This is a genomic window from Rhodococcus sp. P4_F5 (assembly GCF_056401315.1).
This window is the reverse complement of sequence record NZ_JBFUJP010000026.1, coordinates 1-24,252: the sequence shown is the minus strand read 5'-3', so window position 1 is coordinate 24,252 and position 24,252 is coordinate 1. Positions and strand designations below refer to the sequence as shown.

The following is a 24,252-nucleotide window of genomic DNA, read 5'->3' as shown; positions in this document are numbered from 1 at the left end:
TCCGAACCGGTCATATCCGAGACGCGTCGCCCCAACGCGCCCTTCACGAACAGGAATTCGCATGGAACTGGAATCCCCGGCGTCAACGCCACCCCGAGAGGTCCCCGGCGTAGGCGCACCCTCGAAGATCTTTCCGTGGGTGGTCTTCACCCTGATCTTCGGGCTGATGATGTCGGACTACATGTCCCGGCAGGTACTCAGTTCCGTCTTCCCCGTGCTGAAAGCGGAGTGGGATCTGTCGGATTCGCAACTCGCGGCCCTGACCAGCGTCGTCGCCCTGATGGTCGGTGTGTTGGCGCTGCCGATGTCACTGCTCGCCGACCGTTGGGGTCGCGTCCGCAGTGTGGTCCTCATGGCAGTCCTGTGGAGTGTCGCGACCGTCCTGTGCGCCGCGGCGGGGAACTACTCCCAGCTGCTCGGCGCACGATTCCTGCTCGGGTTCGGCGAGGCCGCCTACGCGAGCGTGGGCATGGCCGTCATGCTGGGAGTCTTTGCCCCGCGCCTGCATGCCTCGCTCAGTGGCGCCATTCTCGGTGCGGCGTTCTTCGGCTCGGTCGTCGGTGTCGCGCTCGGCGGCGTGCTCGCGGATCGACTCGGTTGGCGCGCGGCCTTCCTGGTCATGGCGGCCTTCGGTCTGTGTCTGATCATCCTGTTCCGGATCCTCGTCAATGAGCAGCGGCTGGCGCGTCATGCCACCGACCGGCCGATCTCAGGGGCGCCCGCCTCCGGGAGTGGACGCGCCCCGATTTCGAGCCTGCTCACGAACGCCTCTCTGACCTGTGCATACGTCGGCGCCGGAATCCAGTTCTTCGTCTCGGGTGTGCTGCTCGCCTGGCTGCCCAGCTACTTCAACCGCTACCACGACATGGCGGCCGCGGATGCCGGGCTGGCGGCATCGGTCTTCGTGCTCTTGATCGGCGCTGGAACGGTGCTCTGTGGCATCGCTGCCGACCGGATGGGACGCCGGCGACCCGAACGCCGGTGGAGTGCGGCGATCGCGTTCGCCGCCATCGCGATGGTGTGCCTGATGGTGGGATTCCAGCTCGCGAACGGGCCCGTACAGATGGTGTTGATCGGTGTCGGGGCGTTCTTCTGCTCCGGATTCTCCGGTGCCACAACGGCGGTCGTCGCCAGCCTGTCCCACTCGTCGATCCGGGCCTCGGCCCTCGGTGTGGGCGTACTCGCGAACAACGTCTTCGGGCTGGCCCTCGGGCCGTTCGTCGTCGGACTGCTGTCCGATCGACTGGGTCTGCTCGGTGCGTTGCAGTGGGTCCCACTCGCATCCGTCGTGTCGATCGTGGTCCTGGGCCTTGGCATGAAGCTCTACCCGGCCGGCCTCCGCCAGCTTGCCTCGGTGGAGTCGAAGGCTTCCGGCGAGGCATCGCATGTCTCCACAGACACGCTCGTGGCCCAGGGCTAGATCCCCGCTCATCCGATTCCGTCGGCCGTCTGAGCGTCGTGACGGCCCTGTCATCCCATTCATTGAAGGAGATCAGAGAAATGCAGCAGCTACTCGACAAGGTTGCCGTGGTCACCGGAGCGGCGCAGGGCCTGGGCAGGTCGATTGCCCTCGCCATGGCACGAGAGGGCGCGGATCTCGTCCTGTGCGACCTTCAAGAGGACAAGCTGGCTGAGGTCTCCGCCGAGGTCGAGGCATTGGGGCGCAAGTGCCTGGCGATGCGCTGCGACGTCTCGTCCAAGGAGCAGGTGGTCGAGATGTTCGCCCGGGCTGCCGAGCAGTTCGGGACCGTCCACATCCTGGTCAACAACGCAGCGCGAGTGCCGAACCTGCCCGCCGACGAGGCGCGGCGCGCGCGGCACTACGCCTACGTCACCACGTCCATGGAGCGCCAGTCCATGGGCATCACCAGCAGCCTCACCGACGAGGACTGGCTCAAGTGGTGGGACGTCAACGTTCACGGCGTCTTCTACTGCACCCGTGAGGCTTTGAAGTTCATGGAGCCCCAGGGTTACGGCCGCATCGTCAACATCGCGTCGATCGCCGGCACCTCTACCGCGAGCACGCACAGCCCCGGCTACTCGGCCGCCAAGGCCGCCGTCGTGAGCCTGACCAAGACCGTTGCCCTCGACGTTGCGGGCGCCGGCATCTACGTCAACGCCATCGCCTGCGGCGGAGTCTTGACGCCCCCGTTCCAGGCGTACCTCGACAACGCGACCGAAGAGCAGAAGCGCAACCTGTACCAGATCATTCCGGTGGGCCGACTCGGCACTCCCGAGGAGTACGCCTCCCTTGCCGTCTACCTCGCCGGCGAGACCCACTACCTCGTCGGTCAGGTCATCAGCCCCAACGGCGGCGCCGTCATCTGACCGGCGCCCACCGCGATTCCGTCAAAAACCTTGCCTCGGCAACGCTTTTCAACACACCCGACAGGAGCAACACCATGCACTTCCACGACGATGCACTCTTCCCGGAGAACCAGGACAAGCTGGTCATCACCGCAGCACCGTACGGCCCCGAATGGGAGCCCAACGACTTCCGCGAGGACCTGCCGCTGACGATGGACGAGCACGTCCAGCAGGCGGTGGACTGCTACGAGGCCGGCGCGTCGGTGCTGCACATCCACGTCCGTGAGCTCGACGGCAAGGGCAGCAAGCGGCTCTCGAAGTTCAACGAGCTGCTCGGTCGGCTGCGCGAGGCCGTCCCGGAGATGGTCCTGCAGGTCGGAGGCTCGATCTCGTTCGCGCCGGAAGGTGAAGGCGCCGAAGCCAAGTGGCTCTCCGATGACACCCGGCACATGCTCGCCGAGCTCGACCCCAAGCCGGACCAGGTCACGATCGCGATCAACACCAGCCAGATGAACATCGCGGAGCTGTTGACCGCGGACGACATCGCGGGCACGTCCCTGGCACGTCCGGAACTGCAGGAGACGTACCGGGAGATGACGATCCCGGCCGGACCGGCCTGGGTTGAGGAGCACCTGCGTCGCCTACAGGCCGCCGGCATCCAGCCCCTGTTCGCGCTGACCGGAATCACCGGCCTCGAGAGCGTCGAGCGTCTCATCCGCCGCGGCGTCTACACCGGTCCGCTGAATGTGACCTGGACCGGCATCGGCGGCGGCATGGAGGGACCGAACCCGTACAACATCATGAACTTCATCCAGCGCGTCCCGGACGGAGCGGCCCTGACCCTGGAGTCCCTCATGCGCAGCGTGCTGCCCGTCAACACGATGGCGATCGCGATGGGCCTGCACACCCGCTGCGGTAACGAGGACACCATCTGGGGCCGCAAGGGCGAGAAGATGACCTCGGTTCAGCAGATCCAGCAGTTGGTCCGGATCGCCGGTGAACTCGGACGCGAGGTCGCCACCGGAAAGGACGCCCGCGACATCTACAAGATCGGTGAGACCTACGCCGACGCCGACGAGACCCTGGCGAAGCTCGGTTACGCGCCGAACCGCCGCCCGGGCCAGGTCGGCTTCACCCACCACGCCTGACCCTTCGACGGCGCCCCCAGTCGAGCGGGGGTCGCGGACACTGTCCGTGGCCCCCGCCGGTAGCCGCCCCCGCGCCCGGTCCGTGCGTGACCGCGTTCGCCGAATTCTTCCCCTACCCAGGAGTGTTACGTGATCAACGGCCTGACCATGGATGACTACCAGCTGACGCTGACCGCGGTGGTCGAGCGTGCCGAGCGATTCCACAGTGGCAAGGAGGTCGTCTCCCGTCGCCCCGACGGCAGCATCGCCCGGACCACCCTCGGGGCGTGCGCGCGGCGGTCGCGTCGGCTCGCCACCGCGTTGGCGGGGCTCGGTGTCGCCGACGGTGACCGGGTGGCGACGCTGTTGTGGAATCAGGCCGAGCATCTCGAGATGTACTTCGCGGTCCCGGCGATGGGGGCGGTGGTGCACACCCTCAACCCACGGTTGCACGCCGACGAGCTCGGATTCATCGTCGGCGACGCGCAGGACCGGGTGATCGTGGTCGACGAATCGCTGCTCGAGGTGCTGGACACCTTCCGTCATGCGCACCAGTTCGAGCACGTCATCGTCGTCGCGCACAGCGATGCGGCACCCGACGGGACCCTCGACTACGAGGCCCTGATCGGTGCCGCCGAGCCGATGGAGTGGCCGGTTCTCGACGAAGGGCGTGCCGGCGCAATGTGTTACACGTCCGGAACCACCGGACGACCCAAGGGCGTGGTGTACTCGCACCGGGCGCTGGTACTCCATTCGCTGACCGCGGCACTGCCCGATTCGTTGGGGGTGTCGAAACAGGACACACTGATGCCGGTCGTGCCCATGTTCCACGCCAACGCCTGGGGTCTGCCCTATGCCGCTGCGCTGCTCGGGGCGCGGCTGGTGCTGCCCGGGCCGAAGCTGGATCCGGTGAGCGTGCTGGACCTGATCGCCACGGAGAAGGTCACCATGACGGCCGGGGTGCCCACGGTGTGGATGGCGATGCTCGACGCGCTCGACGCGCAGCCGCAGCGCTGGGAGCTGGGCCACCTCGATCGGCTGATCGTCGGCGGGGCGGCGGTGTCGCGCAGCCTGCTCGAGGGGTACGACCGGCACGGCCTGACGGTCGTCCAGGCGTGGGGAATGACGGAGACCGCACCGCTGGGCACGGTTAGCCGGCTCCCCGTGGATCTTCGGGAGAGCGAAGCCGACGAGAAGTACGCCTTCCGGGCAAGGCAGGGTGTCGCCATGCCGTTCGTCGACATCCGGGCCCGCAGCGAGGACGACGGGTTCATCGAGTGGGACGACCGGGCCATGGGCGAGCTGGAGGTGCGCGGTCCGTGGGTGGCCGCGGCCTACCACAACGGCAAGGGCGCCGACAGTTTCACCGCCGACGGCTGGTTCCGTACCGGAGACATCGTCCGCATCGACCACCGCGGCTGCATCCGGATCTGCGATCGCTCCAAGGACCTGGTCAAGTCCGGCGGCGAGTGGATCTCCTCGGTCGACCTCGAGAACCACCTCATGGCGCACCCGTCGGTGGCCGAGGCCGCGGTGATCGCCGTACCCGACCCCCGTTGGGGCGAGCGTCCACTGGCGGTACTCGTGCTCCGGGGCGGCATGACCGCGGACCCGGAGCAGTTGCGCGAGCACCTGTCGACCGAGTTCGCGCGGTGGCAGCTGCCGGAGCGGTTCGAGATCGTCTCCACCATTCCGAGGACGGCCACCGGCAAGTTCAAGAAGCTCACGCTGCGCGAACAGTTCTCCGAATGAGCTGCGGCATGTGACTTCCCCAATGTCACATCGGTTACCCATTGGGTCCCCGATGTGACATTGGGGACGCCGGTACTTGGGCCGGGGACGCCGGTACTTGGGGCGGGGACGGCTACTTGGCGGGCGGCATGGGCGGGGCGTCGTCGGGCGCGAGCTGGGCGCCGATCTTGCGGAACAGCAAGTCGGCCTCGTTCGTGTAGGCGCCGGTGTCGTCGAAGGCGGCCTGGTCGTAGGTGGTGGCGACGGCGATCGCGATCTTCTTCGACGGCAGGTAGGCCTCGGCCGCCGAGTAGCCGCTGAACAGGGGGTTCTGCATCAGCCAGTCGCCGGTGATGACGAGTCCGAGCCCGTACGTGTAGCCGATGTTCTGCTCGAAGCAGGTGGTGCACCCCGGCAGCGTGGTGGTCTTGCCGCGCAGCGCCGTCGACACCATCGCCTGGTACGACTCCGGCGAGAGGAGCTTGCCGGTGCCGATCGCGATCGCGGTGGCGTGCAGGTCGTAGATGTTGCTGGTCTGGATGGCGCCGTGGGTGATGGTCCACGACGGGTTCCAGAAGCTGGACTCCTCGTAAAACGGCACGCCGGAGGGGATCTGCAGGGCCTCGCGGCGTTCGGAGCTGAACGCGTGCAGGACGGGCTCGGGGATCGCCGCCGTCCCCGGATCGGTGGTGTTCGCCAGCCGCAGCGGCCCGAGCACCTTCTCCTGCATCAGCTGCGTCATCGGCTGACCGGTGATCTTCTCGAGGGCCAGGCCGAGGATGACGTAGTTGGTGTGCGCGTAGTTCCAGTTGGTGCCGGGCTCGTAGAGCAGCGGCTTGTTCACGCCGTAGGAGATGAGTTCCTCGGGCGTCCAGTTGCGGAAGGGGTCCGCGTAGATCGCGGCGYCGAACTCGGTGTTGCCGATGACGTAGTCGACGTAGCCCGAGGTCATCTGGGCGAGCTGGCCGAGCGTCACCCGGTCGGAGTTCGGGATGTCGGGCAGCCAGGTCGACACCTTGTCGTCGAGGCTCACCCGCTTCTCGTCGACGAGCTGGAGCAGCAGCGTCGAGACGTACGAGATGGCCACCGCGCCGTTGCGGAAGTGCATGTCGGTGGTGGCGGGGACGCCGGTCATCGACTCGCCGAGCGCCGCGGTGACGATCTCCTTGTCGTCCATCGTGACCCGCACGATCGCCGACTTCAGGTGGGCCTGCGACATGGCGTCGCGCACGATCTCCATCACCGCGTCGGCCTGGGCCGGATCGGCGGAGGCCGCGGTGGTCCGGACGGTGGTGGTCGTGGAGGCGATGCCGGGGGAGGACGGATTGTTCGACCCGCACGCGGACAGGAGTGCGAGAACGCATGCCAACACGAGAATCCGTCTCGAGGCCATAGTCGAGCTTGGCAGACCGGGGAGGTCCGCGCGCGGTGAACCGACGCGACGGTGCCGGCGCGGGACGCGCGACCCGGCCGCCTCGCGGGCACGGGAGCGTCGCCGCACCGTGGGAGACTGGACGGCGAGCGAAGCGACGGGAGATCGGGTCTGTGAGGTTGTACCGGGACAATGCGGTGGTGCTGCGCCAGCACAAGCTGGGCGAGGCCGACCGCATCGTCACCCTGCTCACCCGCCAGCACGGGCTGGTGCGGGCGGTGGCGAAGGGCGTACGACGGACCAAGTCCAAGTTCGGCGCCCGGCTCGAGCCCTTCGCGCACATCGACGTGCAGCTCTACCCGGGCCGCAACCTCGACATCGTCACCCAGGTGCAGACCATCGACGCCTTCGGCGGCGACATCGTCGACGACTACGGCCGGTACACCACCGCGTGCGCGGTGCTCGAGACCGCCGAACGCCTGGCGGGAGAGGAACGCGCCCCGGCCCCGCGACTGCACCAGCTCACCGTCGGGGCCCTGCGCGCGGTGGGGGAGCAGGCGCGTCCAGCCGAGTTGATCCTCGACGCATTCCTGTTGCGGGCCATGGGTTTCGCGGGCTGGGCCCCGGCGTTGGAGGAGTGCGCGCGGTGCGCCGCTCCGGGTCCGCACCGGGCCTTCCACGTGGCCGCGGGCGGCGCGGTGTGCGTGCACTGCCGCCCGCCCGGCGCGGCGACCCCGTCGCCCGGGGTGCTGGACCTGATGGACGCCCTCGCGCGCGGCGACTGGGCGCGCACCGAGGACGCCTCCGGCGCGATCCGCAGCCAGGCCAGCGGTCTGGTGGCCGCGCACCTGCAGTGGCACCTGGAACGACAGCTGCGCACCCTGCCGCTGATCGAACGGCACCGGCCGCATGCGGCGGTGGAGCCGGAGCCCGCCGCGGCCGTCGTCGGGCCGGTGGAATCGCCACCGGTGGCGCAGGCGCCTGGTCCGGTCGGGCAGGATGGGGACCGTGATTCGACGACGCGAACCGCAAGCCACGCCTAGCCGGGCCGTCCGGCCCCCGGACCCGCACCCGTCGGGGGCGCGGGCACCGATCCTCCAGCCCGAACTCATCCCGCGGCACGTCGCCCTGGTGATGGACGGCAACGGGCGCTGGGCGCAGGAGCGCGGGCTGCCGCGCACCGCCGGACACGAGCGCGGCGAGGCGGTCCTGATGGACTCGGTCTGCGGGTGCATCGAGGTGGGCGTCAAGTGGCTCTCCGCGTACGCGTTCTCCACCGAGAACTGGAAGCGCAGCCCCGACGAGGTGAAGTTCCTGATGGGCTTCAACCGCGATGTGATCCGCCGCAGGCGCGACGAGATGAACGAGATGGGCGTGCGGGTGCGCTGGGCCGGTCGACGGCCGCGACTGTGGACCTCCGTCATCAAGGAACTCGAGATCGCCGAGGAACTCACCCAGGACAACACGGTGATGACCCTGACGATGTGCGTGAACTACGGCGGACGGGCCGAGATCGCCGACGCGGCAAGGGAAATCGCGCGCCGGGTGGCGTCGGGTCAGCTGAACCCGGAGAAGGTGACCGAGGCGACCGTCGCGAAGTACCTCGACGAGCCGGACATGCCGGACGTCGATCTGTTCCTGCGGCCGTCGGGCGAGATGCGGACGTCGAACTTCCTGTTGTGGCAGTCCGCCTACGCGGAGATGGTGTTCCAGGAGAAGCTCTTTCCCGACTTCGACCGCCGCGACCTGTGGGCGGCCTGCGTGGAGTACGCCTCCCGTGACCGACGGTTTGGCGGGGTCAAATGAACAAGCACAGTGGCGGGGTCAAGTAGTGGCCGCCGAGACGGCCGAACTCCTCCAGGCCCGGGCGCAGGAAGCGCTGTCGCACTTCACCGAGGTCCGGGTGTCCGAGGACAGGTCGCTGGGTTTCGAGTACGCCGGCGCGCTGTGCTCGCTGCGCGCGGTGACCCTCTCGCCCGGCCTGGACGTGCTGTCGGTGACCGCGGTGCTGGCCTGGGACCGCCCGGCCAAGCCCGCGCTGCACAAAAAGGTCGCCGAGAAGAACTCGATGATGCAGTTCGGGTCGATCACCGTGATCACCCGCGGCAAGCTGGCCGACGTGATCCTGCGCTACACCTTCCCGGCCGCCGGGCTCGAGGACGAGGCGCTCACCACGATGCTGCTGCTGGTGCTCTCGGGCGCGGATCAGGGTCGGCAGGGGTTGCTGCCCTAGTCGCCGCGCTCGAGTGCGCGATCGGGATCTACATCGTCACCGATGTGCGCGCTTGGATTCGCGGGCTGCAGTCTTGGCGGAGCGTGTGATGCTCTTGAGCTCGTCGCGGGTGAATCCGAGATGACGGGCGGATCGCATCCAGGTGTAGAGCTCCGATGCCGCACGATGCTGGCCGAGCCGCGTGTAGCAGGCCGCCAGGTCGAAGGCGGACTTGCGGCCTCGAGCGGCGATCTCGGCGTCCGGAAAGGCGCCCGCGATGTCCAGGATCGTTCGGTGGGCGTGGGTCGCGTCGGGCAGGCGGCCGAGCCCGGTCAGCAGCAGCGCCTTGTTGCGCAGTGTCTTGACACGGCGGAGCCGGCGTTCGGCGGAGTCGACGGATTGGTCGTGGATCCTGAGGACGTGGTCGTAGGCGGCGATCGCGGCGACAGGTTCGCCCAGATCGTCGATCAGAACGGCGCGGTTGTAGGCGGCCACTTCGCGGGCGCTCACGATGTCGCCGTCGGTCGATCCGTCGGCGAGCCGCTCGAGCGCCTCGTAGGCCTCGATCGCGGCACGCTCCTCGCCGAGTCGGGCGAGCGCGATGCCGAGCCGCAGGTGGCCACGCGCGTGCACCCGGCGTGCGCGGGTGTCGAGGCCGGGACGGCGCAGGGCCGCGCTGCGTGCGACGGCGACGAGCTCCTCCCACCGCCCGGCGTCGACCAACAGACCTCCGAGCACGTCCAGCGCCGCGAGCCCGAGCATGACGATGTTCTCGTCGGGGTCCGCACCGGTGTCGGCCGCGATCGCCGCGAGGATCCTTTCGGCGTCCGCGGGTTTCCCGTCGTCGACCGCTCTGTCGGCCTCGTACAGCCGTTCGCGAAGATCGCGGTAGCGGGCCTCTCCCGCCGAGGCGGGGGCCGCATCGGTGGGGGAGGAGATCGCGAGGATCCGTTGATTCTCGGTCGCGAGTTTGACGGTGTCGCGGATGTCCGGGTCGTCGCTGTCGGCGTGGCTGGCCACCAGCCCCTGCAGCAGGGTCGCCGCCACCCCGCGTTCGCCGCGTTCCGCCGCGCGCGTCGACTGAACGAGACGGCGCCGGGCGTCCAGGCGGCGGATGCGCACGTCCGGATCGTCGGCGAACAGGTCCGCAAACCGATGCAGCGCATCATCGATCTCGGTCGGATCGAGCCCGGGTGACTGCCACACGGAGAAGAGGGAGTTGGCCGCCCACAGGCGGACGTCGGCGTCGGCGTCGACGGCCGAGCGATCCACGGTGTTGCGGATGACGCGGCGAGATTCGGTCAGCTCGCCTGCTTCCCGCAGCAGGCGTCCCCGCCAGTACATCGCCTGGGCGATCGCGGCCGGGACGCCGGGCACGCCGGCGGCAGGTGCGTAGCGCTGCGGCACCTGCGCCAGCGCCGCGAGTGCGTCGTCGCGTCGTCCGATGTCGGAGAGTCGAAGCGCCCGGTCGACCATCGCGAGGGCGAGCGGCACGACGAGCCGCTCGTCGTGCTCGTGCCCGGGGAATCGTGCACCGAGCCGCTCGTAGAGTCGCACGGCGCCCGCAGGGTCGCCGAGGTGTGCGGTCACCTCGGCGAGGCGTGACGCCACGCGCGCCCGTGCCGCCGCCGTGAGCGGGCTCGGATCCGTGCCGAACGCGTGGTCGGCGTGGGCGAGGACCTGTCGATCCACCGCCGTCACCGCGCCTGCGTCCTCGGGAACACCCCTGAGCACCCACCACAGGATCGCCTCACGCGCATCCTCGGCTGCACAGGTGGCATAGCGGTCCACCAGTGCGGCGGAGTGTTCCACGGCGGCAAGGTCGCGCTCGGTGTCGGGAAGCCGGTCCAGCACCTGGTCGAGATGCCGGGCCTGTTCGGTGGCCGCCTCGAATCCGGGATCGGCGACGGGAACTGTCAGGGCACGCAGGCCGTGGGCAATCGCCACCGCCACCGGCACTCCCCGGCCGATCTCGTCGTCGACCAGGCAGAGCGATGCGGCGTGCAGGAGCGGCCGCGCCGAGGGGAGTGGCTCCGCCTCGGCGATCACACGGTGCATCAGTGCGATCGCGGACTCCGGGTCATCTCCGCTGTCGTAACGGATCTGCGCCGCCTGGTAGAGCGCGGCGATGCGCAGATGACGCAACCGCTCGTCGGATTCCGCGGTGAGCGTGAGCGCCAGCGTCTCGAGGCCGACTGCCACCCGATGGCGATCTCGTCCCAGGCGGCGCCGCAGGATCTCGGCGGTGAACATTGCCTCCGCGCGTGCCTGCCGCACGCCGAGCGGTTGATCGTCCCCGATGTGCCGTGCTGCGAACGACTCCGCCGCTCGCAGCACGTCGACCAGCACGATCGCATCGTCGGGCTCGTGCCGGTGGACCCACTCGATCGACTCGAGCTCGGCGAACGCGCGCGCCTCACGGACGGCGTCGGCGTCGAAGCCGTCCGTGAGTTCGGTCATCCTCGCGATGCGCCGCTCGAGGGCATCGAGTGGTTCGTACGGGGCTTCCATCCGGACGAGCATCCCGGTCGCCTCGGCCACGGCCGTTGCTTCCAGGTCCTCAGCGGCACGCCTCTGCGCATCGAGCGCCAGCGCCAGGATTGCGTGCGCCTGCTCCTGATCACCTACCTCGAGCAGCTCGCGCGCACGGCGCACGACGTCACGAACCATCGTCGGTCCTTCCCCGGCAGGTCGCCGAGTGCGTCAAGATCGCAATCGCGGTGTCCGTGACGATCGCGGGATGTCAGGCCGTGCGCCGCTAGGCGGAGCAGTTGCGGCAGGTGCCGAATATCTCGACGGTGTGGCTGACGTCGGTGAAGCCGTTCTCGTCGGCGATCGACTGCGACCACTGCTCGACCATCGGGCCCTCGACCTCGACGGTGAAACCGCAGCTGCGGCACACCAGGTGGTGGTGGTGCCCGGAGGAGCAGCGTCGATACACGGACTCGCCGGTGTCGGTGCGCAGCACGTCGACGGTGCCGGCGTCGGCGAGCGTCTGGAGGGTGCGGTAGACGGTGGTCAGCCCGATGCCCTCGCCGCGCCTGCGCAGTTCGTCGTGCAGGTCCTGTGCGGAGCGGAACTCGTCGATGTCGTCGAGCAGCGCGGAGATTGCGCTGCGCTGCTTGGTGGCGCGGACGCCGACGACGACGGGGGTACGGGGCCCGGTCTTCTCTGTCACGGTCTCGGTCCTTCCTCGGCGTGGGCGACGGCATCGATCACGATGTGCGCCAGGTGGTCGTCGACGAGACGGTAGAACACTTCCCGACCGGTCCGCTCGCCACGGACCACACCGGCGGCCTTGAGGATCCGCAGGTGCTGGCTGATCAGCGGTTGGGTGACCCCGAGGGCCTCGACCAGTTCGTGCACGCAGCGCTCGGTCTCGCGCAGCTGCAGCACGATCGCGATACGGACCGGCGCGGCCAGGGCGCGCAGCAGGTCGCCGGCCGCGGCCATCGCGTCCTTGCTGGGCAGTGTCGCCGGTGGCGTGGACGTGGCGCCGTGGTGGTGCGGGCCCGGGTCGCCGTGCACGTCGTCGGCGTCGGTGATGCTCACTCGGCGGGCTCCTGGCGTTCTCGTGGCGGCGGTCTGCGGCCGCGGATCGGTCGTCCGCCTGCCGCCTTATTGCAAATCGATTCCATTTTGATATGCACGAGTATGCATGTCAAACGGTTGAATTGGGCACGCCCCCGGGGGCAGATAGGCTGGTACCCAGCAAACCCCCGTGACGCAGCATCTATTACCCAGATGGAGAGCTCCCCAAGTGGCACCCAAGTCCAAGGTCGAAACCGTTGCCAACCTCGCCAAGCGCCGAGGACTCGTCTTCCCGTGCGGTGAGATCTACGGCGGTACGAGGTCCGCGTGGGACTACGGCCCGCTCGGTGTCGAGCTCAAGGAGAACATCAAGAAGCAGTGGTGGCGGAGCATGGTCACCAGCCGCGACGACGTCGTGGGCCTCGACTCGTCGGTGATCCTGCCGCGCGAGGTGTGGGTGGCCTCCGGCCACGTCGGCGTCTTCAACGACCCGCTCGTCGAGTGCCTGAACTGCCACAAGCGCCACCGCCAGGACCACCTGCAGGAGGCGTACGCGGAGAAGAAGAAGCTCGACAACCCGGACGACGTCACGATGGACCTGGTGGTGTGCCCGGACTGCGGCACCGTCGGTCAGTGGACCGAGCCGCGCGACTTCAACATGATGCTCAAGACCCACCTCGGCCCGGTCGAGACCGAGGAGGGCATGCACTACCTGCGGCCAGAGACGGCGCAGGGCATCTTCGTGAACTTCGCGAACGTGCTCACCACCTCGCGCAAGAAGCCGCCGTTCGGCATCGCCCAGATCGGCAAGAGCTTCCGCAACGAGATCACCCCCGGCAACTTCATCTTCCGCACCCGCGAGTTCGAGCAGATGGAGATGGAGTTCTTCGTCAAGCCGGGTGAGGACAAGGAGTGGCACCAGTACTGGATCGACACCCGGATGGCCTGGTACACCGACCTCGGCATCGACCCGGAGAACCTGCGCCTGTTCGAGCACCCGGCCGACAAGCTGTCGCACTACTCCGACCGCACCGTCGACATCGAGTACCGCTTCCAGTTCCAGGGCAGCGAATGGGGCGAGCTCGAGGGTGTCGCCAACCGCGGCGACTTCGACCTGGCGACCCACTCGAAGCACTCTGGCACCGACCTGAACTACTTCGACCAGGCCAGCGGCGAGCGGTACACGCCGTACGTCATCGAGCCCGCGGCCGGCCTGACCCGTTCGCTGATGGCGTTCCTGGTCGACGCGTACTCCGAGGACGAGGCGCCCAACGCCAAGGGCGGCGTCGACAAGCGCACCGTCCTGCGCCTGGACCGCCGGCTCGCCCCGATCAAGGCCGCGGTGCTCCCGCTGAGCCGCAACGCGGACCTGACCCCCAAGGCCAAGGACCTCGCCGCGGCGTTGCGCAAGAACTGGAACATCGAGTTCGACGATGCGGGCGCGATCGGTCGCCGTTACCGTCGCCAGGACGAGATCGGCACCCCGTTCTGCATCACCGTCGATTTCGACACCCTCGAGGACCAGGCCGTCACCGTCCGCGAGCGCGACTCGATGGAGCAGGAGCGCGTCTCCCTCGACAAGGTCGAGGGCTACCTCGCGCAGCGCCTGATCGGCTCCTAGTTCCCTCCGTGAAGGGGCTGTCCCCGGCCGCCGTGGCCGGGGACAGCCCCTTCACTGTTCTCGCTGGGCACGATCGGCCTTTCATGATTTGCCAGAGRCAGTTTCGATCACACGAGATCACGACGGGACGTTCCATGAGACCTCCGTGAAGGGCCGGCTCGGGAACCAGCCGCTGGATTGACCAGTTTCGTCGGTCGGCGCCGGGAGATCGCCGAGGGGAGGCGGTTGCCCGGCGACCTCGCGGTTGATGACGCTGGCCGACATCGCGGGGGTCGGCAAGACCAGGGTCGCGGACTCGCGGCGGTCGTTCACCGACGGAGTCTGGTTGGTCGCGCTCGGCGACCTGCCACGATCCTGCGTTGTTGCCCGAGACGGTCGCCGCGGCGCTCGGGTTACCGGACCGGCCGGGACGATTGGAGTCCCGTCTGCTGGTAGATCATCTCTCCACAGATCGGTGCGGCGCGAGCGTCGCCGCAGGCGCTACGGGGAAGGCCGGGCTCCGGTGCCTGCGAGGGCATGGCGCCGGAGCCCGGGGTCGGTGTGCGGAGTCAGCTCATGAGCCGAAGCCGCCGAGAAGCGATCCGAGACTGCCGGTGCCGTCGGTGCCGTCGGTGCCGCCGCCGGGTGCAACGGTCACCGACTTCTGGTCGGACGACGCGTCGACCGTGTCCTTGCCCGAGTAATTGGCGGTGACGGTGCGCTCGCCGGCGGTGGCGGGGGTCCAAGCGGCGGTGGCGGTCCCGTCGGATCCGACCTGGGCGGCGCCGATGAAGGTCTCGCCGTCCTTGAAGGTGACAGTGCCGCCGGCGTTGGCGGGGTTGACCTTCGCCGCCAGGGGGGTGGACTTGCCCACGGTGGCGCCACTGACCGGGTTGAGCGTGGTGGTCGAGTCGGTGGTGGTGTTGGGGTTCGTGCCGATGGTGATGGACGGGCCCTTGTCGCCGAAGTTTCCGCTGCCGAGTGATCCGCCGTATTCCATGCCGGTGGTCAGGGCCGTGCCGCGGGGGCAGTTCTGGCCGACCTTGTAGGCGACGCTGAAGGTGGGGGCGTCCCAGAAGCCGGGGCGGCTCCGGACGACCCAGTCGGTGACGCCCCAGGAAGCGCGGACGTAGGCTTCGTCGGCGTTGACCTCGGGGTTGGCGACGGGGTGGTCGCTGCTGCCGGACATCTTGGCGGAGCCGGGGACGTAGGTCAGGCAGGAGTGGTTCCGGTCCTTGACGTTGTAGATGAACTCGTCGACCCAGCTGGTGCGCTCGAATCTCGTTGTGACGGTGATGGTGTCGCCGACGGCGGGGGTGGTGTTGCTGATGGTCCGGGTGTAGCGGGAGCTTCCGCTGTCCCAGGTGGTCGTGGCGGGGGCGGCTCCGGCGGTGCCTGCGCCGAGGAGCGTGAATGCGCCCATGGCCACTGTTGCTGCCGCGCCTGCGGCGACGGCGCGGGTGGTCCCTCGTGATGTCATGGTGTTCCTTCGGTCGCTGCTGTGCGACCGTCGACATCGACATCAAGGTCGCAGCGTTGGGGGTTGGGGGCCGTGTGCTCGGCGCGCGGCGGTCGCGGCGCCGAGCACACGGGGTCTAGCGGCGGGTGCACAGCACGCGGGTGCTGGATCTAGCTGCCGTTGTTGATGACTCGGGTGATGGTGTCGCCGAGGACGTCGCTGATCGAGCCGGTGGAGCTCATCTGGCCTTCGGAGGAGCCGAGGCCGGCGCCGTCCGCGCTGCCGAGGACGGCCTCGCCCGGGTTCTTGGCCCGCACGTTGAAGCACGAGGTGAGGCCGGGCTTGTCGGTCCCGACGCCGACGGTGCCGCCGACGCCGATGCCGCCGCTGGTGACCTTCGTGCCTGCCGCGGTGTTGTCCGGGACCTTGTAGGTGATCTCGGCGGTCACCGGGTTGCCGGAGTTGACGAACCAGCCGGTGCTGTTCATGCTCCAGCCGCGACCGTCGCCGCTGATTTGCGGGGTGATGGCCTCGGTGACCTGGCCCTGGGCGAAGTGGTAGGCGGTGACCTTCGCCGAGACGGGGGCGCCGAAGCCGGCGGGCGGGTAGTCGGTGATGGAGTTGACGTACGGGTTACCGATGCTGGTCGTGCCGACGACGATCTTGTAGGTGACGTTGGTGCCTGCGGCGACCTCGGGCGCCGAGACGGTCTTGTCGTACGTGTGGGTGATCCCCACGGTCCAGAAGTCTTGCTTGGTGTCGTGGCTCGACTGGGCGCAGGCCGGGTCGGCGGCGTTCGCGACGCCGGCTCCGACGCCGGCCATCAACAGGCCGGCGGGAAGGGCGACGGCCGCCGCGAGAGCGGCGATGCGGCGGACTGTGTTCGAAGACATGTAATCCCTACTTTTCGCTGGTGCGGTCAGGTTCGCGTGGTGACCGCGTACTTTCCCGACGCAGGGCTGTCCCGGCGTCGCATTCTCGTCGCCCGCCCCGCATGGGCCGGGGGAGGAACCACTCTCGACCGCCGGTGTGGCGGCCATCAGGATTCGGTGCACCTCGGGAGCGCCGGACCCGAGCTGAGCTGTCAGCTCAGCGAGTTCAGCAGGTTGCCAACCGCGGCGGCATTCCCGAGCGCGGTGAGGATGGTGAGGAAGGTTCCCATTGTTTTCTCCTTGAACTCGATTCCTGAATTGTCGCGGCCGCAACCAGGGGGTAGTTGCGGCCGCGACAATTTCTACCATGCCGACATGTCGCCATGTGAGCGAAAAGGAAAAGGAACTTGGCGCGTGTCCAGTTCTCTCGGGGAGGTGGGTCGCATGGGAGATTCAATTCATTGGGAGTTCACGGAGTGTTCGCGTCGAGAGTCTTCGATCGGCACGCGTCGTCCCCACGATACGTGGAATACAAGTCCAGGTAGACCCGCATTTCGAAGCACTGCAGATCGGGTCGATGGCATGGGCTGACTGGGTCTCGGAGGCCTTCGTGTCCGTCGGATGACAACGAATAACTGTTTGATCGGAGCAAAAGTCGATTAATCAATCCTGGGTCAACGCAGAATTGCCGCCCGGGCCGACTTTGTCGGGGGCGGAGTGAATGCGCTGTTTGAATGTTCTAACGTGAATATTTCTGCACTATTGGCGTGGGTTCGTTATCGGCCCCTGGGGCTGATCGTTGAAATCTGCACCGGTTCTTGGGTGGTTGTGGGTTATGCGGCGGGAAACTCCTGGAAGCGGTCGGCTCCACAGGCGCAGAACACGGGATACCGGTCCCCGGCAGCCGTGTGATCGAACTGAACGCGGACGTGCTGGTCCGAGCGAACCGCGATCTCGCCCTCGATCCAGGTGCAGATCCAGGGTCCGTCGTCGAGTGCGACGACCGCGAGCAGGCACGGCATCGGATCACCGCACCTGTCGGGGGACTCGCGTTCGACGACCGTCCAGGTTCGAATCTCCCCGAGCCCCGTCGACGGGATCTTCGGCAGGTCCTGGCCTCCGCAGGTGTCGCACGAGGAACTCCCCGGATTCAGCAGCGTCGCGCAGCGCGCGCAGTTCCGGATCATCAACACCTCCGGCGACCGAGGGGTCGGCTGCGGCGGTCGTGTGAGCAAGAGCATCAGGAACCTCGCCTTCACGCTTGGCGGAACTGGCGAATCTCATTCTTCGCGGGGGCTGTGTCGGGCACCACGGCAGGATGGCGGGGGGAGGTACCTGTTTTTGGCCCCCCGCCGTCCGCGACCGCATCTCGCATCCGCGCGACGACCCGCGCGGCCATGGCGTTACAGTTCACTCTGAAGTGTCAAGTCGGAGCTTCGCCCACGAGGCGGGTCCCGGCCGATATCGTTCGCGGCCCTGCGCCGGGGGAGACGGGAGTGACGATGCCGTCCACCATCCGTGCAAAGGTGTCAGGGAATCTCCCCGTTGAACTGAACAGCTTCGTCGGGCGCCGCAACGAGACGGCCGAGTCGAGGCGACTGTTGTCGACTTCGCGGCTGTTGACGTTGACCGGTATCGGTGGTGTCGGCAAGACGCGGCTGGCGCTGCGGGTAGGCGCGGACTCGAGACGAGACTTCGAGGACGGGGTGTGGCTGGTCGAGCTCGGCGACCTGCGCGATCCGGCCCTCGTTGCAGGCATGGTGGCCGCCACGGTTGCGCCGCGGAACATCTCGAGTGCGCCGCCGCTCGAGATGTTGGCGGGTCACCTGCGCGATCGACAGCTGCTCCTCGTGATCGACAACTGTGAGCATCTGGTAGATGCGGTTGCGTCGCTGGCGATGACCCTGTTGCGACGCTGTCCGGGGCTGCGGATCCTCGCGACCAGTCGCGAGGCCCTCGCGGTCGGCGGCGAGACCGAGTTGCGAGTCCCGCCGCTCGCGGTGCCGGATCCGGACGAGCCGCCGTCGCTGCAGGACCTTGCTCGCTACGAGGCGGCGACCCTGTTCCTCGAACGCGCTGCCGTGGCGGTGCCCGGTTTCGCCCTCAGCGAGGCCAATCGAGTGGCCGTGGCACAGATCTGTCACCGGCTCGACGGGCTCCCTCTTGCCATCGAGCTGGCGGCGGTCCGGCTGCGCACGCTTTCGGCCGAGCAGATTCTCGGCCGACTGTCCGATCGGTATCAGCTGCTCACGGGTGGCCGCAGGGGAGCGCCGAGCCGGCAGCAAACCCTCAGGTTGTCCATCGACTGGAGCCGCGAACTGTGCACCGAGGCCGAACATGAGCTGTGGGGTCGGTTGACGATCTTTTCCGGCGGGTTCGAACTCGATGCGGCTGAAGGGATCTGTGCGGGCGACCGGCACGCGGACGAGGTGCTCGACGTGCTGGCCTCGCTGGTCGACAAGTCGATCGTGATCTGCGAGGGCGCGGGTTCCGTGGCGCGATATCGGATGCTCGAGACCCTGCGCGAATACGGCCGCGAGGAGTTGATCGGCCCGGACGACATCGCGGTCCTCCGTCGACGGCACCTGAGCTGGCACAGGGATCTTGTCTCGACGACGAGATTCGAGTGGATCGGTCCCCGCCAGGTCGAGCTCATGGCCCGACTGGGCCGTGAGCAGACGAACCTGCGCGAGGCGCTGCACTTCTGCATGAGCGAGCCGGACGAGGCCGACACGGGCCTGCAGATCTCCGTCGGCCTCTTCCCGTTCTGGCTGTCGCGTGGTCTCCTTCGGGAGGGCAGATACTGGCTCGACTGCGCGCTCGAGCTGCACGGGGACGAACCGACCGTCGACAGAGTGAAAGCGTTGTGCGCGAACAGTTTGCTCGCCGGCTATCAGGGCGACATCGCGTCGGCTACCGCGTTGGCGGCGGCCGGATACGACCTCGCGGAGCAACTGGACGATGACACGATGCGCGTGGCTGTCATCCATGCGAGCGCGTACCTCGCCGCCATCGCCGGGGATCTGTCGGGCGCGCTCGCCGGCTGGGAGATTGCCCTCGCAGCGTTCCAGGACCAGGGGAACAACCTCAGACAGATCTCGACACTGCTCGGTCTCACCCTGGCATCTGGACTGCTCGGCGACGCGGCCAGGGCCACGAGTTACCAAGCAGAAGCTCTTGCCATCAGCGAACGGACCGGCGAGTTCGTCTACCGGGCATATGCGGCTTGCGCCCTCGGGCTCGCGCTGTGGGAAGCCGATCCACCGCGCGCCGCCGGCCTTCTCGAACAGGGGCTGAGGCTGTCCCGATCGGCGGACGACATGCTTGCCGCCGCGATGTGTGTCGAGACGCTGGCGTGGATCGCCTGTGCGGAGAATCGCCCCCGACGTGCCGCGCTCCTGCTGGGCGCGGTGGAGACGATGTGGCGGGGGGTGGGCAGCGCCGGAGTGGTTGCCCGCACGCTTCAGCTGCACCACGCGGAATGCGAGCAGCAGACCCGTCAGGTCCTCGGTGAGCGGGCGTTCGAGGGAGCCGTCCGGGAAGGGGCGCGGTGGAGCCCGGAGGAGGCGATCGTGTTCGCGCTCGACGAACTCCCCGAGTCGGAGGAGGAGGGGCAGCCCTCGGGGTCGCTGTCGGCGCTGACCCAGCGCGAGCGGCAGGTCGCTGAGCTCGTGACTCAGGGCCTGACCAACAAGGCGATCGCCGCGCAGCTCCTGGTCTCCCCGCGCACCGTGCAGGGACACGTCGAGCAGATCCTCGCGAAGCTCGGATTCGCTTCCCGTATCCAGGTCGCGGCGTGGATGGTCGAGCAGGGATTGAGCAGCCGGCCCGGGAACACCTGACACCGGAGAACTGCCGGGCGCGGTGTTCGCGAGCATGAATGCACCGACATGGGCACAATGCCCTGTCCTTGCCTGCGACTTCGACACCCTCGAGGACCGGGCCGTCACCGTCCGCGAGCGGGACTCGATGGAGCAGGAGCGCGTCTCCCTCGACAAGGTCGAGGGCTACCTCGCGCAGCGCCTGATCGGCTCCTCGAGCCCCGCGTCCCCGGCCGGCAGCGCCGGACGCCCTCGACCGCCTCGCGGATCGAAGGGCGTCCGGCGCTTCGCTTTTCGCGGTCCGTCAGCGGGTCGCCACCGCGGCGGGCCGGATGTTCTGGTTGACGTGGAAGACGTTGTCCGGGTCGTACCGTTCCTTGACCTCGGCCAGCCGGTCGTAGTTGCCCAGGTACGACGCCCGGACGCGGTCCTGGCCCTCGTCCATCAGGAAGTTGACGTAGGCACCGCCCGCCGAGGTGGGGTGCAGCTCGGTCCAGTAGTCCTTCGCCCAGGCGGTGATCGTGTCCGCGTTGGCCGGGTCCGGGTCCACCCCGACGATGACGCCGGCCCAGCCGCCGTCCCGGTAGGCGAAGGCGGTCGCGTCGTCGGCCACCCGGCCCGCGGCGCCGTCGATGGGGTAGAGGTGCATGGTGGAGTGCCCGGTGGGCAGTTGCGCACCGAACTTGCAGTGCACGTCGATTGCGGCGTCGGAGATCTCGTTGAAGAAGTCCGCCCGCCAGTACCACTGCAGCCCGGCCGGGTAGAGCCCGTCGAACGCGCTCTGCAGCACGTTGAACGGCATCGGATGGGGGCCGACCAGCAGCGGTGACCCGAACGACCGGATCGGCTCGAGCACCTCGTCCGCCCGCTCGTGCGACCCGGTGTAGCACCACACGATGGCGCAGGACTTGCGGCCCCAGAGCTCCTCCGGGAACGGCGGCGCCGGCGGGACGGTGATCAGCCCGAGCCAGCCGCTGAGCTCCTCCGGCAGCGACGGCAGCAGCTCCCGGTACCAGCGCATCACCGCCGGGGTGTCGGCGAGGTCGTAGAGCACGGGGCCGCCGATGACCACGCCGTGCTCGCCGATGTCGTGGCAGCGGAAGCGGAACGACGTGACCACCCCGAAGTTCCCGCCGCCGCCGCGCAGGGCCCAGAACAGGTCGCTGTGCTCGCTCGCGCTGGCGGTGACGAAGGTGCCGTCGGCGAGCACCACGTCCGCGGCGAGCAGGTTGTCGACGGTGAGGCCGAAGCGCCGGGACAGGTAGCCGATGCCGCCGCCGAGCGTCAGGCCGCCGACGCCGGTGGAGGCGAGGAAGCCGGACGGGGTGGCCATGCCGAACGCGACGGTCGCGTGGTCGACGTCGCCCCAGGTGCAGCCGCCGTCCACGCGGACGGTGTGGCCGACCGGGTCGACGGTGGTGCTGCGCATCAGCGACAGGTCGATGACCAGGGCGTCGTCCCACACCCCGAGGCCGCCGGCGTTGTGACCGCCGCCGCGCACCGCGATCTCGACGTCGTGCTCGCGGGCGAACCGCACGCAGTTGATGACGTCGGCGACGTCCCGGCAGCGGGCGACGGCCGCGGGACGCCGGTCGATCATGGCGTTGTAGACGGCCCGCGCCGCGTCGTACCCGGCGTCGGACGGGGTGATCAGGTCGCCGCGCAGCGTCGCGGCCAGGTCTTCGTACGTCGTGGTGGACATGACGCTTCCCTTCCGGTGGTGTGGCTCCCGCTCGTCGGGTGCCCGCATCACCAAAGCTACGAAGCGGGCGTTCGCGCAGCGTTCGTCCGCCGGCGCCCGGTCATCGGGTCGGGCGAACGCCCCGCGCGGCGGTGTTCTCGGGCGGAGCCTCGGGTAGCTCGTTCTCGGGCGGACCCTCGGGCAGCTCGTTCTCGGGCGGAGCCTCGGGCAGCTCGAGGTCGCGTTCGCATCGCCGCAGCAGGGCGGCGCTGCCGTGCTCGGACGCCATCGCGGCGGCGGCGCGCAGTCGGGTGCGGGCGCCGTCGGGGTCGTCGTGGGCGGCGCGCAGTCGCATCACCTCGGGCAGCCACCACAGGTCGCTGCGGGCCTGCCCGGTGACGACGGCGGCGTCCAGGGTCGCGCGCGCGGCGTCGGGCCGCTGCTCCCGCATCGACAGGTCGGCGAGCAGCGAGAGCCAGTACGGCATCCGGGCGAACGAGCCTGCCGCCCGGAGGTTTTCGAGGCCCCGCCGGGCGAGCGGGATCCCGGACGGCCCGGGCTCGGACCAGCCGCCGAGGATCAGGGCCCACTCGCGGTAGTAGGCGAAGTCGAACCGGTCGCACAGGTCCTGCAGCTCGCCGACGGTGTCCCGCAGTTCGTCGCGGTCGCCGAGCATCTGCAGGGTGACGCCGCCGTACGCCAGGGCCACGGCCAGGCTGTACGGGTGCCGGGCGCCCCGGGCGAGTGCGACGGCGTCACGGCAGCTCGACCGGGCGTCGTCGTCGTGGCCGAGCAGCCAGTGCGCGTGCGCGGACCAGGCCAGGGAGTGCACGTCCGGTCGGGTACCGACCGTCAACGAGTGGGCGCCCCGGGTCAGCTCGGCGGCGAGCTCGAAGTGGTGCAGTGCCTCCGCCGGCCTGCCGAGGCTGACGGCGGACCCGGCGAACGCGAAGTGGGCGCTGCCGCTCAGCTGGGAGTCGGCGTCGGAGTCGGAGTCGACCAGGGTGAGCGCGCGGGACACCGCCCGGTGTGCGCCCGCGGTGTCGCCCTGGACAAACCGGGACGTCCAGAGTCCCACGAGCGCGACGACCGTCGAGTCCCGGCGGCCGAGCACCTCGGCCAGCTCGATCGAGCGCTCGAGGGTGTGCTGCAACTGGGGCGAGGAGTAGCCGTACCGGGCGTTGAGCGGCGCCGCCATCGACTCGAGGATGTCGAGTTCCCGGGCGAGCGCGCCCCGTCCGCCGGGTTGTGCGCGCACGATCGCGAGGGCCGCCCGGTGCAGGCGGATCGCCTCCGCGTGGGYGAACGTGCCGGAGGCGACCTCGGCCGCCCGCCGGTAGTAGGCAACCGCCCGCTCGGCCCGGCCGCCCCGCGCGTACTGCTCGGCGAGCTGGGCGGAGACGGAGTCCGTGTCGCCGGAGTGAAGCAGTTCGAGGCCCTGGGCCAGGCGCCGGTGCAGCAGCCACCGCGCGGGCGGGCCGACCTGTGCGTACGCGGCGTCCCGGAGCAGGTCGTGGGAGAAGTCGTAGCCGTCCCGGAACTCGTGGAGGATCCGCCGCCGCCACAGCTCGTCGACGGCCCGGACCACGGTGTCGGCGTCGAGGTCGCTGGCCTCGGTGAGCAGGTCGAGGTTGAAGTTCCGCCCGACGGCCGCGGCGAGCCCGGCGACCTCGCGGGCGGCCGGGCTCGCGTGCTCGAGACGGGTGCGCAGCACCGCGGTGAGATCGCCGACCGGAAGGGGAGTCTCGCCGTCCTCCGCGGCGGTGCGCATCGCCTCGACGATGTACAGCGGGAACCCGCCCGTCGCTGCCTGCAGCAGCTCCAGGTCGTCCGCGCGCAGTGGCCTGCCGGCCGTGGCCTCGGCGAGCCGGGCGGTGTCGTCCACGTCGAGCGGGCTCAGGTCCAGCTCCGTGAGCAGTCCGGTGGACCGCATCCGGGCGGTCCACGCCCCGAGGTCGGGGCCGGGGTCGTGGTCCTCGTCGCGCAGCGCCGCGGCCACCAGCAGCGGCGTGTCGGCGCTCAGTCCCAGCAGGAACGCGACGAACGTCAGCGTCTCCTGGTCACACCACTGCAGGTTGTCCACCACCAGCAGCAGCGGGCGGCCGCCGCCGATCAGCGCCCTCGCCAGGCCCTCGAAGAAGCGAAGGCGTTGCCAGGCGTCGACCATCGCGCGGGAACCGGCGCCGGGATCGCGGGGCCGGACACCGGCGGCTGCGGGCGAACCGGCGCCGGACGGCACCAGCCGGTCCACCTCGGCGCGCCAGAGCGGGTCGAGCGTCGCCGTCGCGTCGCGGATCGCCGGGTTCCGCAGCCAGTCCGCCACCGGGGCGAGCGGAAGCCGCCCGGAGGCGCCGAAGCACCGGGTCGCCGCCACCACGGCGCCCTGCGACCGGGCCAGCGCGGCGACCTCGCGCAGCAGTCGGGTCTTACCCACCCCGGCGCCGCCGCCGACCAGTGCGATGCCCGGGTGGCCCGCCGCGGCGGCCCGCCACCGGTCCCGGAGCAGGCCGAGTTCGCGGGCGCGGCCGACGAACTCGGC

At 69.2% G+C, this 24,252-nt stretch carries 18 protein-coding genes and 1 pseudogene; 10 read left to right on the top strand and 9 right to left on the bottom strand.

Going from position 1 to position 24,252, the window contains the following annotated elements:
* Positions 1-61: 61 nt before the first annotated feature.
* From AC1DU4_RS12760 to AC1DU4_RS12745, 4 genes are all read left to right on the top strand, one after another.
* Positions 62-1,420, top strand: coding sequence for an MFS transporter (locus tag AC1DU4_RS12760; protein WP_477840331.1), 1,359 nt, complete (start codon positions 62-64; stop codon positions 1,418-1,420).
* A gap of 80 nt (positions 1,421-1,500) precedes the next feature.
* Positions 1,501-2,328 carry an SDR family NAD(P)-dependent oxidoreductase gene (locus tag AC1DU4_RS12755; RefSeq protein ID WP_477840330.1) on the top strand — a complete coding sequence of 276 codons (828 nt, stop codon included), beginning with the start codon at positions 1,501-1,503 and terminating at the stop codon, positions 2,326-2,328.
* A 74-nt stretch (positions 2,329-2,402) separates the two neighbouring features.
* Positions 2,403-3,455, top strand: coding sequence for a beta-keto acid cleavage family enzyme (locus tag AC1DU4_RS12750; RefSeq protein ID WP_477840328.1), 1,053 nt, complete (start codon positions 2,403-2,405; stop codon positions 3,453-3,455).
* A gap of 129 nt (positions 3,456-3,584) precedes the next feature.
* The gene (locus AC1DU4_RS12745; RefSeq protein ID WP_477840326.1) at positions 3,585-5,186 is read left to right on the top strand and encodes a long-chain fatty acid--CoA ligase; all 1,602 of its coding nucleotides are present in this window, start codon (positions 3,585-3,587) and stop codon (positions 5,184-5,186) included.
* A gap of 112 nt (positions 5,187-5,298) precedes the next feature.
* Here AC1DU4_RS12745 and AC1DU4_RS12740 read toward each other — a convergent pair whose 3' ends face one another.
* On the bottom strand, positions 5,299-6,558 hold the full coding sequence (locus AC1DU4_RS12740; RefSeq protein ID WP_477840324.1) for a serine hydrolase domain-containing protein: 1,260 nt from the start codon (positions 6,556-6,558) through the stop codon (positions 5,299-5,301).
* A 152-nt stretch (positions 6,559-6,710) separates the two neighbouring features.
* On the opposite strand from AC1DU4_RS12740, the gene recO reads away from it, so the two are divergent.
* The 3 genes from recO to AC1DU4_RS12725 are packed head-to-tail and all read left to right on the top strand — an operon-like array spanning position 6,711 to position 8,770.
* The gene (gene recO / locus AC1DU4_RS12735; protein WP_477840322.1) at positions 6,711-7,580 is read left to right on the top strand and encodes a DNA repair protein RecO; all 870 of its coding nucleotides are present in this window, start codon (positions 6,711-6,713) and stop codon (positions 7,578-7,580) included.
* A complete protein-coding gene (locus AC1DU4_RS12730) occupies positions 7,546-8,343 on the top strand; it encodes an isoprenyl transferase (protein WP_477840320.1) in 798 nt (265 codons plus the stop codon). The genes recO and AC1DU4_RS12730 overlap by 35 nt, the downstream gene beginning before the upstream one ends.
* A 25-nt stretch (positions 8,344-8,368) precedes the next feature.
* Positions 8,369-8,770 carry a hypothetical protein gene (locus tag AC1DU4_RS12725; protein ID WP_477840318.1) on the top strand — a complete coding sequence of 134 codons (402 nt, stop codon included), beginning with the start codon at positions 8,369-8,371 and terminating at the stop codon, positions 8,768-8,770.
* Positions 8,771-8,806: 36 nt separating this feature from the next.
* Here AC1DU4_RS12725 and AC1DU4_RS12720 read toward each other — a convergent pair whose 3' ends face one another.
* The 3 genes from AC1DU4_RS12720 to AC1DU4_RS12710 all read right to left on the bottom strand — a co-directional run bounded on the left by AC1DU4_RS12720 (position 8,807) and on the right by AC1DU4_RS12710 (position 12,220).
* Positions 8,807-11,419, bottom strand: a complete 2,613-nt coding sequence (locus AC1DU4_RS12720) for a tetratricopeptide repeat protein (protein WP_477840315.1) — start codon at positions 11,417-11,419, stop codon at positions 8,807-8,809.
* An 88-nt stretch (positions 11,420-11,507) separates the two neighbouring features.
* Positions 11,508-11,927 carry a Fur family transcriptional regulator gene (locus AC1DU4_RS12715; protein WP_477840313.1) on the bottom strand — a complete coding sequence of 140 codons (420 nt, stop codon included), beginning with the start codon at positions 11,925-11,927 and terminating at the stop codon, positions 11,508-11,510.
* On the bottom strand, positions 11,924-12,220 hold the full coding sequence (locus AC1DU4_RS12710) for an ArsR/SmtB family transcription factor (protein ID WP_245709370.1): 297 nt from the start codon (positions 12,218-12,220) through the stop codon (positions 11,924-11,926). The genes AC1DU4_RS12715 and AC1DU4_RS12710 overlap by 4 nt, the downstream gene beginning before the upstream one ends.
* 289 nt (positions 12,221-12,509) lie before the next feature.
* Here AC1DU4_RS12710 and AC1DU4_RS12705 point away from each other — a divergent pair, with 289 nt between their 5' ends.
* Positions 12,510-13,901, top strand: a complete 1,392-nt coding sequence (locus tag AC1DU4_RS12705; RefSeq protein WP_477840311.1) for a glycine--tRNA ligase — start codon at positions 12,510-12,512, stop codon at positions 13,899-13,901.
* A gap of 553 nt (positions 13,902-14,454) precedes the next feature.
* On the opposite strand, the gene AC1DU4_RS12700 is transcribed toward AC1DU4_RS12705, so the two are convergent.
* The 3 genes from AC1DU4_RS12700 to AC1DU4_RS12690 form a co-directional block, all read right to left on the bottom strand.
* A complete protein-coding gene (locus tag AC1DU4_RS12700) occupies positions 14,455-15,360 on the bottom strand; it encodes an Ig-like domain-containing protein (protein WP_477840309.1) in 906 nt (301 codons plus the stop codon).
* Positions 15,361-15,509: 149 nt separating this feature from the next.
* The gene (locus AC1DU4_RS12695; protein ID WP_477840307.1) at positions 15,510-16,232 is read right to left on the bottom strand and encodes a hypothetical protein; all 723 of its coding nucleotides are present in this window, start codon (positions 16,230-16,232) and stop codon (positions 15,510-15,512) included.
* 812 nt (positions 16,233-17,044) lie between these two features.
* A complete protein-coding gene (locus AC1DU4_RS12690) occupies positions 17,045-17,398 on the bottom strand; it encodes a Zn-ribbon domain-containing OB-fold protein (protein ID WP_477840305.1) in 354 nt (117 codons plus the stop codon).
* Positions 17,399-17,509: 111 nt separating this feature from the next.
* Here AC1DU4_RS12690 and AC1DU4_RS12685 point away from each other — a divergent pair, with 111 nt between their 5' ends.
* Both AC1DU4_RS12685 and AC1DU4_RS12680 read left to right on the top strand, forming a co-directional pair.
* Positions 17,510-20,053, top strand: coding sequence for an ATP-binding protein (locus AC1DU4_RS12685; protein WP_477840303.1), 2,544 nt, complete (start codon positions 17,510-17,512; stop codon positions 20,051-20,053).
* Positions 20,054-20,120: 67 nt separating this feature from the next.
* Positions 20,121-20,246 (top strand): annotated as a pseudogene (locus AC1DU4_RS12680) (His/Gly/Thr/Pro-type tRNA ligase C-terminal domain-containing protein); the annotation flags it as partial.
* Positions 20,247-20,336: 90 nt separating this feature from the next.
* Here AC1DU4_RS12680 and AC1DU4_RS12675 read toward each other — a convergent pair.
* Positions 20,337-21,734: an FAD-binding oxidoreductase gene (locus tag AC1DU4_RS12675; RefSeq protein WP_477840301.1), complete on the bottom strand. Its 1,398-nt coding sequence runs from the start codon at positions 21,732-21,734 to the stop codon at positions 20,337-20,339.
* A 100-nt stretch (positions 21,735-21,834) separates the two neighbouring features.
* A partial coding sequence (locus AC1DU4_RS12670; protein WP_477840299.1) for an ATP-binding protein occupies positions 21,835-24,252 on the bottom strand: 2,418 nt, incomplete at its 5' end.